This window comes from Rhodococcus sp. B7740, from assembly GCF_000954115.1.
Classification (GTDB): Bacteria; Actinomycetota; Actinomycetes; order Mycobacteriales; family Mycobacteriaceae; genus Rhodococcoides.
Genome location: NZ_CP010797.1, coordinates 509,288 through 524,345 on the forward strand (window position 1 = coordinate 509,288; position 15,058 = coordinate 524,345).

Consider the following 15,058-nt stretch of genomic DNA (forward strand, 5'->3'; position numbering starts at 1 on the left):
AGAGCGTGGGTAGTGGCTAGATGAGTATCGAAGTGTCCAACGAGTCGGGGATGGACATCTCCGAACCCGAGCTGGTCTCGGTCGCACGGTTCGCGATCGCCGGCATGGACGTGCATCCCGCCGCGGAACTGTCGATGGTGCTGGTGGATTCGGCCACGATGGCCGATCTGCACATGCGGTGGATGGATCTGCCCGGCCCCACCGACGTGATGTCGTTTCCGATGGACGAGCTCGAGCCGGGCGGTCGTCCCGATGCGCCCGAGCCAGGACCGGCGATGCTCGGCGACATCGTGCTGTGCCCGTCGTTCGCCGCGGATCAGGCTGCAGCTGCGGGACATTCGCTCGAGCACGAGTTGGCGTTGCTGACCGTGCACGGTGTGTTGCACCTGCTCGGTTACGACCACGCCGAGCCGGACGAAGAGAAGGAAATGTTCGAGCTGCAGAACCGTCTGCTGGCCGAATGGTACGAGGACGCAAGGCGAGCGGAACAGGCTGCCGAACAGGCCGCCCGCGATGCCCGGCTCCTCGGCAAGGCCGGTTTCGTCGATGGACTCGATCGATGAGCTGCGTCGTCGAACAGGTGGAAGTGTGGGGTCGTAGCGCGTGAGCAGTGCTGCTGCGCTCATCGTGTTCGCTGTCCTTCTGGTGCCTCTCGGAGGCCTGTTCGCTGCCGTCGATTCCGCGCTGAACACGGTGTCGCGGGCGCGAATCGACGACATGGTCAAGGACGAGCGCCCCGGTGCCGCCGGCCTCGTCGTGGTGGTCGGCGACCGCCCGCGGTACGTCAATCTGATGGTGCTGCTGCGCATTCTGTGCGAAATCGGCGGCACGGTGTTGCTCGCGGGTGGCCTGACGCAGTTGATCGACTCCACCACGGCACTGGTGATCAGCGCGGTGGCGATGGTGTTGGTCAGTTACGTCGTGATCGGTGTCGGTCCGCGAACCCTCGGTCGGCAGAACGCGTACTCGATCGCGTTGGCGGCCGCACTGCCGCTGCGTGCACTCGGGTGGCTCCTCGGGCCGATCAGCCGCCTGCTCATTCTCATCGGTAACGCGATCACCCCCGGTAAGGGATTTCGCAACGGCCCCTTCGCTTCCGAGATCGAACTGCGTGAACTGGTGGACATGGCCCGCGAGCGCGGTGTCGTGGCCGACGACGAACGGCGGATGATCCAGTCGGTGTTCGAGCTCGGAGACACCTCCGCCCGTGAGGTCATGGTTCCGCGCCCCGAGATGGTGTGGATCGAGTCCGACAAATCAGCAGGACAGGCCACGTCGTTGGCCGTGCGCAGCGGCCACTCCCGCATCCCGGTGATCGGCGAGAACGTGGACGACGTGGTGGGGGTCGTCTACCTCAAAGACCTTGTGCAGCAGACGTATCACTCCACCGACGGTGGTCGCGGAGTGCAGGTGTCCGAGGTGATGCGTCCGGCCGTCTTCGTTCCCGACTCCAAGGCGCTCGACAGTCTGCTCGCCGAGATGCAGCGCGATCGCAACCACATGGCCCTGCTCGTCGACGAGTACGGAGGCATCGCCGGACTGGTGACCATCGAGGACGTGATCGAGGAAATCGTCGGCGAGATCGCCGACGAGTACGACTCGGACGAGGTTGCGCCCATCGAGGAACTGGACGACGGACGTTATCGGCTGTCCTCGCGGTTGCCGCTCGAGGACCTCGGCGAGATCTTCGGCATCGACATCGAATCCGAGGAAGTCGACACCGTCGGTGGACTCCTCGGCTACGAACTCGGCCGAGTACCGTTGCCCGGTTCGCAGGTGATCACCCACGGACTCCTGCTGCGCGGAGAAGGTGGAGCCGACCCGAAGGGGCGCGTCCGTATTGCCACGGTCCTGGTCGAGAAGCTCGAACCGGACGAAGAATCCACCGAGGACGACGACTCGTCGGACGTCTCTCGCCAACACTGAAATCTGGAGGTGCTCTTGTGTCAGAGCAGAACAACGGTGAGTTCCGATCCGGATTCGTCTGTTTCGTAGGTCGACCCAACACCGGCAAATCCACGCTGACCAATGCGTTGGTGGGATCGAAGATCGCCATCACGTCCTCACGTCCCCAAACGACGCGGCACACCATTCGCGGCATCGTGCACCGAGAGCACGCCCAGCTGATCCTGGTCGACACCCCGGGCCTGCACCGACCGAGAACGCTACTGGGTCAACGCCTCAACGACCTGGTGCAGGACACCTACTCCGAGGTCGACGTCATCGGACTCTGCATCCCCGCGGACGAGAAGATCGGGCCCGGCGACCGGTGGATTCTCGAACAGGTGCGCCACATCGCGCCCAAGACGACGCTCATCGGCATCGTGACCAAGATCGACAAGGTCAAGAAGGAACGCGTCGTACAGCAGCTGATGTCGCTGTCGAAGCTGCTCGGTGAGAATTCGCACGTCATCCCGGTGTCGGCCGAATCGGGCGAGCAGATCGAGAAGCTCGTCGACCTGTTGGCCTCCGAGCTCCCACCGGGCCCGGCGTTCTACCCCGACGGAGAGTTGACCGACGAGCCCGAGGAAATCCTCATGGCCGAACTCATCCGTGAGGCCGCGCTCGAGGGCGTCCGCGACGAGTTGCCGCACTCGCTGGCCGTCGTCATCGACGAGGTCCTCCCTCGGGAGGGCCACGACAACATGCTCGACGTGCACGCAATTCTGTACGTCGAACGATCGAGTCAGAAGGCGATCATCATCGGCAAGGGCGGTTCACGTCTCAAAGAGGTCGGCACGGCGTCGCGACTGCAGATCGAGAAGCTGCTCGGCACCAGGATCTACCTGGACCTGCACGTGAAGATCGCCAAGGACTGGCAGACCGACCCGAAGCAGATGGGCAAGCTCGGCTTCTGATCGGAGCGGCTTCGCCGCACGTGCGCGACAATTCGTAGCAGACTACGAAGTTTCGCTCACCTGGGTCCACCAGGGATCGGGGCGCTTGCGGTGCCACTGCAGCACGTTCTCGAGCTGAGCGGCCACCGACACCAGTAGCGGCTCCGAGGATTCATGGCCCATCAGTTGCAGACCGATCGGCAGGCCGGCGGTGGTGAACCCTGCCGGCACGTTGACGCTCGGCCAGCCAAGCACGTTCCACGGCCAGGTGTAGGGACAGTGCTCGGTGATCACCCGATCGGTGTCGGCATTGGAGATGCCGTCGATCGCCTCGATCCGCGGCGGTGGGGTGGCCGTCGTCGGGGCGAGCACGATGTCGTACTCGTCGAAGAATCGGCCGATACGACGCCCGATGCGCGGCTCGGCGGCGCGGGCTGCACGGAGCGGCGCTCCGGCGAGAGCTCGGCCGCTCCTGGCATTGGCTCGGGTCCTCGGGTCGGCGAGAGACGGATCCGGCAGACGGTCCACCCAGGCCGCCACACCGGCCAGCGAGCGGGGTAAGAAGTTGAGCCCCAACAGCATTCCGTAGGCGGGGTCGTCGACGACCACTCGGTGTCCGAGCAGTCGCAGCACCGCGGCCATCTCGTATGCGGCACCGGCGATCTCGGGGTCCAGGGGTGCGGGCGTCGGGATGAAGGGCTTACGCAGGCTGAGCGCGATGCGCAGTGAGCCGGGGTTGCGTCCGACGGCATCGGAGACGGTCAGTGGTTTCGGACGATGGAGATCTCCGTCGTGACTACCCGAGACCACGTCGAGGATCAGTGCCGCGTCGGCCACGGTACGTGCGAGCGGGCCGATGACGGTGATGCCGTTGAACGCCTCGGGCTCCGGCCACGACGAGATGCGTCCGCGTTGCGGCTTGATCCCCACGAGATTGGTCCAGGAGGCCGGAATTCGTACCGAGCCGGCACCGTCGGAACCGAGAGCGGCAGAGACCAATTCGGCAGCCACTGCGGCAGAGCTCCCACCCGAGGAGCCGCCGGGGGTGCGCTCGCGGTCCCATGGATTGCGGGTGTGCCCGAAGGTGCCGCCGGTGAAGGGCCATTGGCCGAGTTCGGGGCTGTTGGTCTTTCCGACGATGACGGCCCCGGCCGCACGCAGTCTGCGCACCACTTCCGAATCCGTGGTGGCCGGTGGAAAGTTGCCCGCGCAGCCGAAGGCGGTCGGCTCCCCGGTGACGTCGACGTCGTCCTTGACGGCAACGGGAACGCCGAGCAGGGGAGCGGTGGTGCCGGCGGCGCGCAGCCGGTCCGCTTCGGCGGCCTCGGCGAGGGCGGCGTCGCGGCGCACGAGGCGGAACGCGTTGAGCGTGGGTTGGCTCTTGTCGATCCGATCGAGCGATTCGGTGACCGCCTGTACCGAGGTGATGCGACCCGACGCGAGAGCGGCGGCCTGGGCAACGAGAGTCGACCGATGGAAATCCACGCCTGCACAGTATCGACTTCTCGTCAGCGCGGGAACGGTCGCCGCCGCTGCGCGCGTGGGACACTGGACGACGTGAGGCCATACCGTGACAACGCAGTCGTCCTGCGCCAGCACAAGCTGGGCGAGGCCGATCGCATTGTCACGCTGTTGACCAGGGAGAACGGGATCGTGCGGGCGGTCGCCAAAGGGGTTCGCCGCACCAAATCCAAGTTCGGTGCCCGGCTGGAACCGTTTGCGCACATCGACGTGCTGCTCTATCCGGGACGCAACCTCGACATCGTCACCCAGGTGCACACCGTCGATGCGTTCGGTGGAGACATCGTGGCCGACTACGGCCGCTACACCACCGGCTGTGCGGTTCTCGAAACGGCCGAACGGCTGGCCGGTGAGGAACACGCTCCTGCGCAGCGGCTGCATCAGCTGACCGTGGGCGCACTGCGTGCTCTTGCTCAACACGTGCGGCCGCCCGAGTTGGTGCTCGACGCGTACCTGCTGCGCGCGATGGGCTTCGCCGGTTGGGCTCCCGCACTGACCGACTGTGCGCGGTGCGCCGCGGTGGGGCCGCACCGAGCCTTTCACGTCGCTGCCGGTGGAGCGGTGTGTGTGCATTGCCGACCGCCGGGCTCGGCGACGCCGTCGACCGGGGTACTCGACCTGATGGTGGCGCTCGAGCGAGGCGAGTGGGACTACACCGTCACCACCTCCGATGCCGTCCGCAAGCAGGCCAGTGGCCTGGTGGCGGCTCATCTGCAGTGGCATCTCGAACGACAGTTGCGCACCCTTCCGCTCATCGAACGCTCGCACCCGCACCAGGTGCCGCTGGCCCAACCTGACTCCGTGTTCGCCGACACCGTCGGGCAGGATGGGGACCGTGATTCGACGACGCGAGCCGCAACCCCGGCCTGACGAACGGCCGGCGGTGCGCCCGCCGGACCCGCACCCCTCGGGTGCGCGGCCACCGATCCTGCAGCCGGAACTGATTCCTCGTCACGTCGCTCTGGTCATGGACGGCAACGGTCGGTGGGCACAGGATCGTGGATTGCCGCGAACCGCAGGGCACGAGCAGGGCGAAGCGGTACTGATGGACGCCGTCTGTGGCTGCATCGAGATCGGTGTGCAGTGGTTGTCCGCGTACGCATTCTCGACGGAGAACTGGAAGCGCAGTCCCGACGAGGTCAAGTTCCTGATGGGCTTCAACCGGGACGTCATTCGTCGTCGACGCGACGAGATGAACGAGATGGGCGTCCGGGTTCGCTGGGCCGGCCGTCGCCCGAGGTTGTGGGGCAGTGTCATCAAGGAACTCGAGGTTGCCGAGGAGCTGACGAAACGCAACACCGTGATGACCTTGACGATGTGCGTCAACTACGGCGGCCGAGCCGAGATTGCCGATGCCACAAGGGAAATCGCTCGACAGGTGGCCGCGGGCAAGCTGAACCCGGAGAAGATCACCGAGGCCACCGTCGCCAAGTACCTCGACGAGGCGGACATGCCGGACGTGGATCTGTTCCTGCGTCCGTCGGGGGAGCAGCGGACGTCGAACTTCCTGCTGTGGCAGTCGGCGTACGCGGAGTTCGTGTTCCAGAAGAAGCTCTTCCCGGATTTCGACCGTCGGGATCTGTGGGAGGCGTGTATCGAATACGCCTCGCGGGACCGACGATTCGGTGGAGTCAAATATGAGTGAGGACGCGAACGGGACGCCGGACGAGGGGCTTTCGTTGCAGGCCCGCGCCCAGTTGGCGCTCTCGCAGTTCGCGACGGTGACACTCGGCGACGAGGGATCTCTCGGTTTCGACTACGCGGGCGCTCTGTGCTCGCTGCGTGCCGTTCGACTCTCGCCCGAACTCGAGGTGCTCTCGCTCACCGCGGTCTTGGCTTGGGACCGGCCGCTGAAGCCGGCTCTGCACAAGAAAGTTGCCGACCGCAATGCGGACTCGCAATTCGGCGCGATCTCGGTCAACACCCACGGCAAGCTCGCGGATGTGTTGTTGCGCTACACCTTTCCCGCGAACGGTCTGGACGACGAGGCGATGTTGACGATGCTCATTCTGGTGCTCGCCGGAGTCGAGAAGGCGCGTGAGGGCCTACTTCCCTGACTCGTCAGCTAAGGTTTGCCTGTACTTAGTTTCTAGTAGAGGTGGATGCGATGACTGTGCGGTGGACCCGAATGCTCACGGTAGTGGTGGCGGTGATCACCCTCGGTGCGGCCGTGACGGCCTGTTCGACCACCGACGACGTCGACACGGCGACGCAGTCGGCGGACGGTGCGTTCCCGGTTGTCATCGACCACATCTACGGCAGCACGACCATCGCCGAGAAGCCCACGCGCATCGTCACCCTCGGGGTGTCCGACGCCGATGCCGTCATCGCGCTCGGCACCGTTCCCGTCGGGAACACCGGGTACACGTTCTACGAGACCGGACTCGGTCCCTGGACCGACGAGTTGGTCGGTGACGCGCCGTTGACGCTGCTGGGCTCGGAGTCCGAGCCTAACTTCGAGCTGATCGCCTCGCTGGCGCCGGATCTCATCACCGGACTCAACGCGGGTTTCGACGAGGCGACGTACGACAGGCTCAGCGGCATCGCGCCGACGGTCGCCCGACCTGCAGGATCTGCTGCCTATGCCGTCGATCGTGAGGTTGCCACCGACACCATCGCTCGCGCGATGGGTGAACGCGACCGCGGTGAGCAGTTGAACGCGCAGACCGACGCCGCGCTCGAGCAGGTTCGAAACGAACATCCGGAGTTCGCGGGCAAGACTGCAGCAGTGGTGCTTCCGTACGACGGCCAGTTCGGCGCATATCTGCCCGGTGATGCCCGCGGCACATTCGTCACCTCACTGGGCTTCGAGGTCCCGGAATCGATCCGCGCCCAGGACGACGGCACCAACTTCTTCGTTCCGGTCTCGTCCGAGAACATTTCGATGCTCGATGCGGACCTGGTGCTCTATCTCGGTACCGGTGCCGACATCGACGTGGTGGCGGAGAACCCGATCTTCGGAACTCTCGATGCTGCTCGGCGCGATGCGATCGTGCCGTTGTCCACCGATCAGCGTGGAGCGATCACGTACAACTCGGTGCTGTCGATTCCGTTCGCCATCGACGCGTTGGTACCTCGCATCGCAGAGGTCGTCGCCTGAGCTGCGTCACCGCGTGGCTGCGGTGCACTGACTGCAGGTGCCGAAGATCTCGATCGTGTGGCTCACGTCGCTGAAGCCGTTGGATTCGGCGACGCTCTGCGACCACTTCTCGACGGTGGGGCCTTCCACTTCCACGGTGAAACCGCACGAGCGACACACCAGGTGATGGTGATGTCCGGAGGAACAGCGCCGGTAGACCGACTCGCCGTTGTCGGTGCGCAGAACGTCGACCGTCCCGGCGTCGGCCAAGGTCTGCAGTGTCCGATACACCGTGGTGAGCCCGATACCCTCACCGCGCTTGCGCAATTCGTCGTGCAGATCCTGTGCGGACTTGAACTCCTCGATGGTGTCGAGCAGATCGGAGATGGCACTGCGCTGCTTGGTGGCCCGCACTCCGACGACGACGGGTCGTCGCGATGTCGCGGTGTCGGTGGACTTGTCGGTCACAGGTTCCGGCCTTCCTCGGCGTGGGCCACGGCGTCGACGACGATATGGGAGAGGTGATCGTCGACCAATCGGTAGAGGACCTCGCGTCCGTTGCGTTCTCCGCGCACCACACCCGCTGCCTTGAGCACTCGAAGGTGCTGGCTGATCAACGGTTGCGTGACGCCGAGGGCGACGACGAGTTCGTGTACGCACCGCTCGGACTCACGCAGCTGCAGCACGATAGCGATGCGCACCGGGGCCGCGAGTGCCCGGAGGATGTCGCCCGCCGCGGTCAGAGTCTCCTTCGGCGGGATGTGAGCCGGGGGAGCGGCGGCGAACGGATCGCCGGAGTGCAACGGGTGCTCCGGGTCCTGGCGGTGGGTCGAACTTGCTTCCACTGTCGAATCCGTGGACACGGTTGCGGCTCCTTCGATCGCCGGTTCGTTGTCGGCGGACTCTCCCTGCACGAGCGACGTCATGACACCAGGTTAGTGCAGTAGTTGTTATTGCAAATCGTATTCATTGTGATATGCACAGGTGCGCATGTCAACTTCCGCACCCGACCGCTGTTCGGTTTAGCCCGCCGAGCCAGATAGTCTGATCAGGGCGAAAACCGCCCGTCACCTCTTACACGATGTAACCGAAGATGGAGAGCTCCGCCAGTGGCACCCAAGTCCAAAGTCGAAACCGTCGCCAACCTCGCCAAGCGCAGAGGCCTCGTCTACCCGTGCGGCGAGATCTACGGCGGTACCAAGTCGGCCTGGGACTACGGCCCGCTGGGCGTCGAGCTCAAGGAGAACATCAAGAAGCAGTGGTGGCGCAACATGATCACCAGCCGCGACGACACCGTCGGGCTGGACTCCTCGGTGATCCTGCCCCGGCAGGTGTGGGAGGCGTCTGGCCACGTCGAGACGTTCTCCGACCCGCTGGTGGAGTCGCTGCACACGCACAAGCGGTACCGCGCCGATCACCTCATCGAGGCCTACGAGGAGAAGCACGGCCACCCGCCGGAGAACGGCCTGGCCGACATCCGCGACCCGGAAACCGGTGAACCCGGCTCCTGGACCGAACCGCGTGCATTCTCGGGTCTGCTCAAGACCTTCCTCGGCCCGGTCGACAACGAAGAGGGCCTGCATTACCTGCGTCCCGAGACCGCACAGGGCATCTTCGTCAACTTCGCCAACGTGCTGACCACCTCACGCAAGAAGCCACCGTTCGGCATCGGCCAGATCGGCAAGAGCTTCCGCAACGAGATCACTCCGGGAAACTTCATCTTCCGCACCCGTGAGTTCGAGCAGATGGAGATGGAGTTCTTCGTCAAGCCCGGCGAGGACGACGAGTGGCATCAGTACTGGATCGACTACCGCATGAAGTGGTACACCGATCTCGGTATCGATCCGGAGAACCTGCGGCTCTACGAGCACGCCAAGGAGAAGTTGTCGCACTACTCCAAGCGCACCGTCGACATCGAGTACAAGTTCGGCTTCCAGGGCAGTGCGTGGGGCGAGCTGGAGGGCGTGGCGAACCGCACCGACTACGACCTCTCGGTGCACTCCAAGGCGTCGGGCCAGGACCTGAGTTACTACGAGCAGGCCACCGACACCCGTTACACCCCGTACGTCATCGAGCCTGCGGCCGGTCTGACGCGTTCGCTGATGGCGTTCCTCGTCGACGCGTACACCGAGGACGAGGCCCCCAACGCCAAGGGCGGCGTCGACAAGCGCGTCGTGCTCAAGCTCGATCGTCGCCTGGCACCGGTGAAGGTCGCGGTGCTTCCGCTCTCGCGTAACGCAGACCTGACGCCCAAGGCGAAAGACCTTGCGCAGCAACTGCGTCAGTACTGGAACGTCGAATTCGACGACGCCGGAGCCATCGGTCGCCGTTACCGTCGACAGGACGAGATCGGCACCCCGTTCTGCATCACCGTCGACTTCGACACCCTCGACGACCACGCAGTCACCATCCGCGAGCGCGACACGATGGCGCAGGAACGCGTGGCACTCGATCAGGTCGAGGGCTACATCGCCTCCCGTTTGATCGGCGCGTAAGAACCTCACTCACCCGACAGGGCCCGATCTCGCGATGAGATCGGGCCCCGTCGGCTGTCGAGGGGTGGGTCAGAAGCGGCCGCCACCACCACCGAATCCGCCGCCACCGCCGCCTCCGCCGAAGCCCCCGCCGCCGCCGAATCCGCCACCGAAGCCTCCGCCACCCCCGCCGCCGCGAAGCACACTGTTGATCAGAATGCCGCCGAGCACTGCGCCGGCGATGTTGCCGCCGCTGCCGCCGCCGCGAGGACCGTGACGATTCTCCCAGTTCTGGACATCGGACTGGGCGATCTGCGATGCGCGCGAGGCCAATTGGCTGGCAGCGTGAGCATGCTTGAGGGCTTCGTCGGGGTTGTCCTGGCCCAGCTGCCGAGCCGCGCCGAGGTGGCGTTCGGCCTCGGACAGGCGCGTTCTGGCATCGGCCCCCACACCGCCACGGCGGGTCGAGATGTAGTCCGCGGCCGCGGTGATCTGCGCCTGAGCGGCCGCGATATCGCGATCCAGACGGGCCCGCAGTTGGTCCTCGGCAGCCTTGTCCGCCGAGGCCTCGTCGACGATCTTCTCGAGTTCGGCGTCGGCCGCCGCGAGCGCGGTGTAACTGCCCAGAGGGTCCGAGGACTGCGCGGTCTCTGCGTTCTTCAGAGCCGCCTGCGCCGCCGTCATGGCCGACTGCAGTTCGGCCCCACCGTGTTCGGCCAAACCACGAGCCTGCTCGATGTCGCGGCGAACGTCCGCGATGGCGTCGGGCAGGGTGGCGATGGCATGCCGGATGTCGTCTCGCGCATGGTCGACGCCGTCGAGCAGGGTCTTGGCCTGGTCGACGGCTCGTTCGGCCGTTCGAATGGCGGTCACAGCAGGTCCCTGCTTTCCGGGCGGGAGTGCTGCCGCCTTGCGGCCGGCTTCGATGTTGTCCTCGGCCAGTGCCATTCGGTCCTTGGCCATCGTGACGTTGTCTGCGATCGAGGCCAGGGCGGAGGCGGCGAATTCCGAATGCAGCTGCGCGAGAACCGTTTCGGATTGCGGAATTCTCACCGTCAAGCCGACGACCGCCTGGGTCAGCTCGTCGAGGTGGGCGTCTGCGTTCATCACGAGATCGCGGAACCCGTCGAATTCCTCCACCCGCGAATCGAGTTCGCGATCGGCCTGGCCACAGGAGGAGATGATCTCGACGAGCATGGCGCGACGCTGATCGGGAGTTTCCGGAATGGCGTCGTCGAGGCGTTGGCGGATCTCGAAGGCGGACGCGAGGGCCCGTTTGGCGTTGTCGTGGGCGGCGATGAAGGGTGCGGCCGCAGAATCTCCGAACTCTCCACGAGCGAGGTTCAATTCCTCTTCGCTGGCGCGTACTGCATTGTCGGTCTCGACCAGGATTTCCTTGGCGCGGGTGTCGAGTACGTCGATGGGGAAGGCGGCCAGTGCGGCCGGATCGTTCGGGTCGATCTTCGCCACGGCCTCGACCTCGGCGGCGACGCGGGCCTTCTTGCGTCGCGACGAGTAGACGACGGCTCCGCCGCCGGCCACGGCCAGTACGCCGACGCCGATCAGCAGGGGTGCGGACGAGCCGCCGCTGCCGCTCGAGGCATACGCGTCGCCGAGCGCGCCCGCTGCTGCGATGGCCGCACCGGACCAATCTTCTTCGCGCAGTGCGGGTTCGACGTCATTGACCCGAATATCTTCCTGCTCGGACGAGGTGATCTGCGACAGTCCGGTGTTCACACCGAGGTAGTACGAACGGTCCACGGTCGCGACCGCGAGCAGAACGTCGCGCTGCCCGAGATCGCTCCTCGATGCAGTCTGCTCGGCCCAGCTCGCCGCCGACATGTTGTCGAAGTCAGCGACGTACGTGACCCACAACCGAAGCTGGCTGCTGCCGTAGAGGTCGTCGACGGAGGTCTGTACCTCGGCCATCGAGTCGGGGTCGAGTGCCTGGACGTTGTCGGTGATCTGCGTGGGCAGGCGCGACGGAGCCTCTGCGGAGGCGACCCCCGGCGCGAGCAGGACCGCCGCGAACAGGGTCAGGGCACCCACGGCGGCGAGACGACGAAATCGATGGACCGAGCTTCGGGCGGCTGACTTTCGAACGACTGTGGCGCTGCTGTGCCGCCGGTGCTGGACTGCCATGCGCTGAAATCTACCGGCTGGGCGGCGAGGAGATCGAGCAGGTCGATGTGGATGCATGACAGTTGTCACCTCGCAATCGTGACGCTCGAACGAGGTCGACGCTGCTCGATCGCAGCAGAGTGATTCCCATGACCACAACGAAGGCAGTCGAACTGCGAAACGTCACCAAGACCTACGGCTCGGTCCGGGCGGTCGACGGGCTCAGCCTGTCCATCGAACCGGGCGAGGTCGTCGCATTTCTCGGACCGAACGGAGCGGGAAAGACGACCACCATCGACATGATGCTCGGCCTGGCGACACCCACCACCGGGTCGGTGTCGGTGTTCGGGGGAACACCCGCGGACGCGATCGCCCAGGGCCGCATCTCGGCCGTCATGCAGACCGGCGGTCTGCTTCGCGACCTGACCGTCCGAGAAACCGTCGAATTGACGTCGGCACTGTTCGCCCGCACACGGTCGGTGAAGGAAGTTCTAACCCGGGCCGGCATCGCCGACATCGGACATCGCCGAGTGGCCAAATGCTCCGGCGGACAGCAGCAGCGACTGCGATTCGCGCTGGCACTGCTACCCGATCCGGACCTGCTGGTGCTCGACGAGCCGACCACCGGAATGGACGTCGAAGGACGTCGCGACTTCTGGAACGCCATTCGCCAGGACGCCAGCACCGGCCGAACGGTGCTGTTCGCAACGCACTACCTCGACGAGGCCGACGCGTACGCGGACCGCATCGTGCTGGTGCGGCACGGCAAGATCGTCGCCGACGGCAGCGCCGCCGAGGTGAAGAACCTGGCGGCAGGGCGCACCGTCACCGCCACGCTGCCCGGCGTCGACCAGTCGGTGTTGCTGGCTCTGCCGGGAGTGGACCGCGTCGATACGCGTGGCGACAAGGTGATCGTCCACGGACGCGACTCCGACGCGGTGGCCCGGTACCTGCTCAACGACGCACACGCGACCGATCTCGAAATCGTCTCGCGCAACCTCGAGGACGCATTCCTCGCCCTGACCACCGACTCCGAAAACAACCTCGCCGGGAGCATCCGATGACCACGACCACGCAGTCCACAACCACCCGCACATCCGGCAGAGCCGTTGCCTGGGGCGGATTCTCGACCACGTTCCTCGGACTCGAAATCCGCAGACTGTTCCGAAACAAGCGCACGCTGATCTTCACGTTGGTCATGCCGCCGGTGTTCTTCGTCATCTTCGGCACGCAGTCGGACTACCGCTCCGACTATCCCTTTGCGCACGGCAACGTCACCGGTTACATCGCCATCAGCATGGCCGTCTACGGAGCGATGCTGGCGACGACCAGCGGGGGAGCGATGGTGTCGGTCGAGCGGGCACAGGGGTGGAGCCGACAGCTTCGCCTGACGCCGCTCAGGCCCGTCGCCTACATCGTCACCAAGGTGCTCGTGGCCATGACGATGGGCGCGGCCTCGATCGTGGTGGTGTTCGTCGTCGCGAAGTTCCTCGGGGCGGACATGCCGATCTGGGTGTGGATCGTCAGCGGCCTGATCGGCTGGATCGGCTCGGCGGTGTTCGCCGCGTTCGGACTGTTCATGGGCTACCTGCTGCCCTCGGAGAACGTGATGCAGATCCTCGGACCCGTGCTCGCGTTCCTGGCGCTGGCAGGCGGACTCTTCGTTCCCCTCGGTGACAGCGGCTGGTTCCCGATGTTGGCCCAGTTCACCCCGCTCTACGGCTTGGCCACCGTGTCCCGGGCCGCGTTCGCCGGGACCGAAACCGGAACGTTGCTGGTCGCCGTGATCAATCTGGTGGTCTGGGCGACGATCTTCGTCACAGGCGCGGCGATGCTGTTCCGGAGAGACACCAAGCGTGCGTGAGACCGAAACCGCTGATCGTGTCGCCCACAGGGATACCGTGGGCGACATGACCACGTTCACCGCCGATCTCCCCGAGGGCCGGGTCTGGCGGTACGGCTGGATGTTCGGAGCCATCTGGCTCATCTATCTGATCTATCCGTTGAACGAGATTCTGTCTCTGGAATCCGTGCCGGCCCGGGTCTTCGGGATCGTCGTGATTCTCGGCTTCGGTGTCGTGTTCACATCCACCTTCTGGCGTTTCCGCAACGGACACCGCCGAGGACATCCACTGCCGACGTCGCAGGCATGGATCGCGCTCGGGGTGATGGTGGCCCTGACTTTCGCGATGAGTGCCTTGGTCGGTACCACCGGTTTCGGCGCGACCGTCTACATAGCGGTGCTGGCGATGATGACCCTGCCGGTCCGGCAGGCCTGGGCGTTGGTGGCGGCGATGGTGGTGATCGTCGAAGCGGCTCCACGCTTCGTCGATTCCTGGGAGCCCGACAACTTCTTCGCCTTCCAGCTGCTGATCAGCGCGGCCGCGGCTTGGGGAATCACTCAGGTCTTCCAGCGCAATCACGAATTGGCCGTGGCCAGGCAACAATTGGCAGACCTGGCCATCGTGGCCGAACGCGAGCGCATGAGCCGGGATGTGCACGACATCCTCGGTCATTCCCTGACCGTCATCACCGTCAAGAGCGAACTGGCCGGCAGGCTCATCGAGATCGACCCCGCCCGAGCGGCCGTCGAGATCGCCGAACTGGAAACCCTTGCCCGGCAAGCACTTGCCGATGTGCGCAGCACCGTCGGGGGCATGCGACAGGTCGACATCGGATCCGAGTTGGCCAGTGCACGAACCGCATTGACCGCTGCGGGAATCGATGCCGAACTTCCCGATGACGCCGACGTGGTGCCACTGCGACATCGAGAACTGTTCGGTTGGGTGATCCGGGAGGCGGTGACCAATGTGGTCCGCCACTCGAGCGCACGACATTGCCGAGTGACGCTGACGGCGTCGACCATCTCCATCGTCGACGACGGAGTGGGACCGGCAGACAAGGATTCCGGCGGCAACGGTCTGCGGGGTCTGGGAGAACGAGTGGCCGCCGCGGGTGGTGCACTGACGATCGCCCGGGTGCCGACCGGTGGTTTCAGGGTGGAGGTACACGGTGAATAGGACGCA

At 65.4% G+C, this 15,058-nt stretch carries 15 protein-coding genes; 11 read left to right on the top strand and 4 right to left on the bottom strand.

What is annotated here, in order from left to right:
* The first annotated feature begins 20 nt into the window (after window positions 1-20).
* The 3 genes from ybeY to era are packed head-to-tail and all read left to right on the top strand — an operon-like array spanning window position 21 to window position 2,858.
* Window positions 21-563, top strand: a complete 543-nt coding sequence (gene ybeY / locus NY08_RS02305; RefSeq protein ID WP_032394543.1) for an rRNA maturation RNase YbeY — start codon at window positions 21-23, stop codon at window positions 561-563.
* 40 nt (window positions 564-603) lie between these two features.
* Entirely contained in the window at window positions 604-1,926 is a 1,323-nt protein-coding gene (locus NY08_RS02310) for a hemolysin family protein (RefSeq protein ID WP_045194672.1), read from the top strand.
* A gap of 17 nt (window positions 1,927-1,943) precedes the next feature.
* On the top strand, window positions 1,944-2,858 hold the full coding sequence (era, locus tag NY08_RS02315; RefSeq protein WP_045194673.1) for a GTPase Era: 915 nt from the start codon (window positions 1,944-1,946) through the stop codon (window positions 2,856-2,858).
* Between the two features lie 42 nt (window positions 2,859-2,900).
* On the opposite strand, the gene NY08_RS02320 is transcribed toward era, so the two are convergent.
* Window positions 2,901-4,322: an amidase gene (locus NY08_RS02320; protein ID WP_045194675.1), complete on the bottom strand. Its 1,422-nt coding sequence runs from the start codon at window positions 4,320-4,322 to the stop codon at window positions 2,901-2,903.
* Window positions 4,323-4,394: 72 nt separating this feature from the next.
* Between NY08_RS02320 and recO the strand changes: the two genes are divergently transcribed.
* The 4 genes from recO to NY08_RS02340 are packed head-to-tail and all read left to right on the top strand — an operon-like array spanning window position 4,395 to window position 7,458.
* The gene (recO, locus tag NY08_RS02325; RefSeq protein WP_008715506.1) at window positions 4,395-5,228 is read left to right on the top strand and encodes a DNA repair protein RecO; all 834 of its coding nucleotides are present in this window, start codon (window positions 4,395-4,397) and stop codon (window positions 5,226-5,228) included.
* On the top strand, window positions 5,185-6,003 hold the full coding sequence (locus tag NY08_RS02330) for an isoprenyl transferase (protein ID WP_045194677.1): 819 nt from the start codon (window positions 5,185-5,187) through the stop codon (window positions 6,001-6,003). Before recO ends, NY08_RS02330 begins: the two co-directional genes overlap by 44 nt.
* Window positions 5,996-6,415 carry a hypothetical protein gene (locus tag NY08_RS02335; protein WP_045194679.1) on the top strand — a complete coding sequence of 140 codons (420 nt, stop codon included), beginning with the start codon at window positions 5,996-5,998 and terminating at the stop codon, window positions 6,413-6,415. Before NY08_RS02330 ends, NY08_RS02335 begins: the two co-directional genes overlap by 8 nt.
* A 50-nt stretch (window positions 6,416-6,465) precedes the next feature.
* Window positions 6,466-7,458, top strand: coding sequence for an iron-siderophore ABC transporter substrate-binding protein (locus NY08_RS02340; protein ID WP_082073669.1), 993 nt, complete (start codon window positions 6,466-6,468; stop codon window positions 7,456-7,458).
* A 6-nt stretch (window positions 7,459-7,464) separates the two neighbouring features.
* On the opposite strand, the gene NY08_RS02345 is transcribed toward NY08_RS02340, so the two are convergent.
* Window positions 7,465-7,905: a Fur family transcriptional regulator gene (locus tag NY08_RS02345; RefSeq protein WP_045194682.1), complete on the bottom strand. Its 441-nt coding sequence runs from the start codon at window positions 7,903-7,905 to the stop codon at window positions 7,465-7,467.
* Window positions 7,902-8,363, bottom strand: a complete 462-nt coding sequence (locus NY08_RS02350; protein WP_306436606.1) for an ArsR/SmtB family transcription factor — start codon at window positions 8,361-8,363, stop codon at window positions 7,902-7,904. Before NY08_RS02350 ends, NY08_RS02345 begins: the two co-directional genes overlap by 4 nt.
* A 183-nt stretch (window positions 8,364-8,546) precedes the next feature.
* Here NY08_RS02350 and NY08_RS02355 point away from each other — a divergent pair, with 183 nt between their 5' ends.
* Complete coding sequence (locus NY08_RS02355) at window positions 8,547-9,932, top strand: glycine--tRNA ligase (RefSeq protein WP_032379159.1); 1,386 nt, start codon at window positions 8,547-8,549, stop codon at window positions 9,930-9,932.
* Between the two features lie 69 nt (window positions 9,933-10,001).
* On the opposite strand, the gene NY08_RS26560 is transcribed toward NY08_RS02355, so the two are convergent.
* Complete coding sequence (locus NY08_RS26560; RefSeq protein ID WP_045194684.1) at window positions 10,002-12,053, bottom strand: TPM domain-containing protein; 2,052 nt, start codon at window positions 12,051-12,053, stop codon at window positions 10,002-10,004.
* A gap of 128 nt (window positions 12,054-12,181) precedes the next feature.
* Here NY08_RS26560 and NY08_RS02365 point away from each other — a divergent pair, with 128 nt between their 5' ends.
* From NY08_RS02365 to NY08_RS02375, 3 genes are read left to right on the top strand one after another with little or no spacing between them, the layout of a single operon-like run.
* A complete protein-coding gene (locus tag NY08_RS02365; protein WP_045194686.1) occupies window positions 12,182-13,096 on the top strand; it encodes an ABC transporter ATP-binding protein in 915 nt (304 codons plus the stop codon).
* Window positions 13,093-13,896 carry an ABC transporter permease gene (locus NY08_RS02370; protein WP_045194688.1) on the top strand — a complete coding sequence of 268 codons (804 nt, stop codon included), beginning with the start codon at window positions 13,093-13,095 and terminating at the stop codon, window positions 13,894-13,896. Before NY08_RS02365 ends, NY08_RS02370 begins: the two co-directional genes overlap by 4 nt.
* 46 nt (window positions 13,897-13,942) lie before the next feature.
* On the top strand, window positions 13,943-15,052 hold the full coding sequence (locus NY08_RS02375; RefSeq protein ID WP_032394750.1) for a sensor histidine kinase: 1,110 nt from the start codon (window positions 13,943-13,945) through the stop codon (window positions 15,050-15,052).
* The last annotated feature ends 6 nt before the right edge of the window (window positions 15,053-15,058 follow it).

Bases quoted from the DNA above. Each gene is read 5' to 3' on its own strand.
- NY08_RS02350 (WP_306436606.1), bottom strand. From the start codon at position 8,363: ATGACGTCGCTCGTGCAGGGAGAGTCCGCCGACAACGAACCGGCGATC.
- NY08_RS02340 (WP_082073669.1), top strand. From the start codon at position 6,466: ATGACTGTGCGGTGGACCCGAATGCTCACGGTAGTGGTGGCGGTGATC.
- NY08_RS02330 (WP_045194677.1), top strand. From the start codon at position 5,185: ATGGGGACCGTGATTCGACGACGCGAGCCGCAACCCCGGCCTGACGAA.
- NY08_RS26560 (WP_045194684.1), bottom strand. From the start codon at position 12,053: ATGGCAGTCCAGCACCGGCGGCACAGCAGCGCCACAGTCGTTCGAAAG.
- NY08_RS02375 (WP_032394750.1), top strand. From the start codon at position 13,943: ATGACCACGTTCACCGCCGATCTCCCCGAGGGCCGGGTCTGGCGGTAC.
- NY08_RS02370 (WP_045194688.1), top strand. From the start codon at position 13,093: ATGACCACGACCACGCAGTCCACAACCACCCGCACATCCGGCAGAGCC.
- NY08_RS02335 (WP_045194679.1), top strand. From the start codon at position 5,996: ATGAGTGAGGACGCGAACGGGACGCCGGACGAGGGGCTTTCGTTGCAG.
- NY08_RS02365 (WP_045194686.1), top strand. From the start codon at position 12,182: ATGACCACAACGAAGGCAGTCGAACTGCGAAACGTCACCAAGACCTAC.
- ybeY (WP_032394543.1), top strand. From the start codon at position 21: ATGAGTATCGAAGTGTCCAACGAGTCGGGGATGGACATCTCCGAACCC.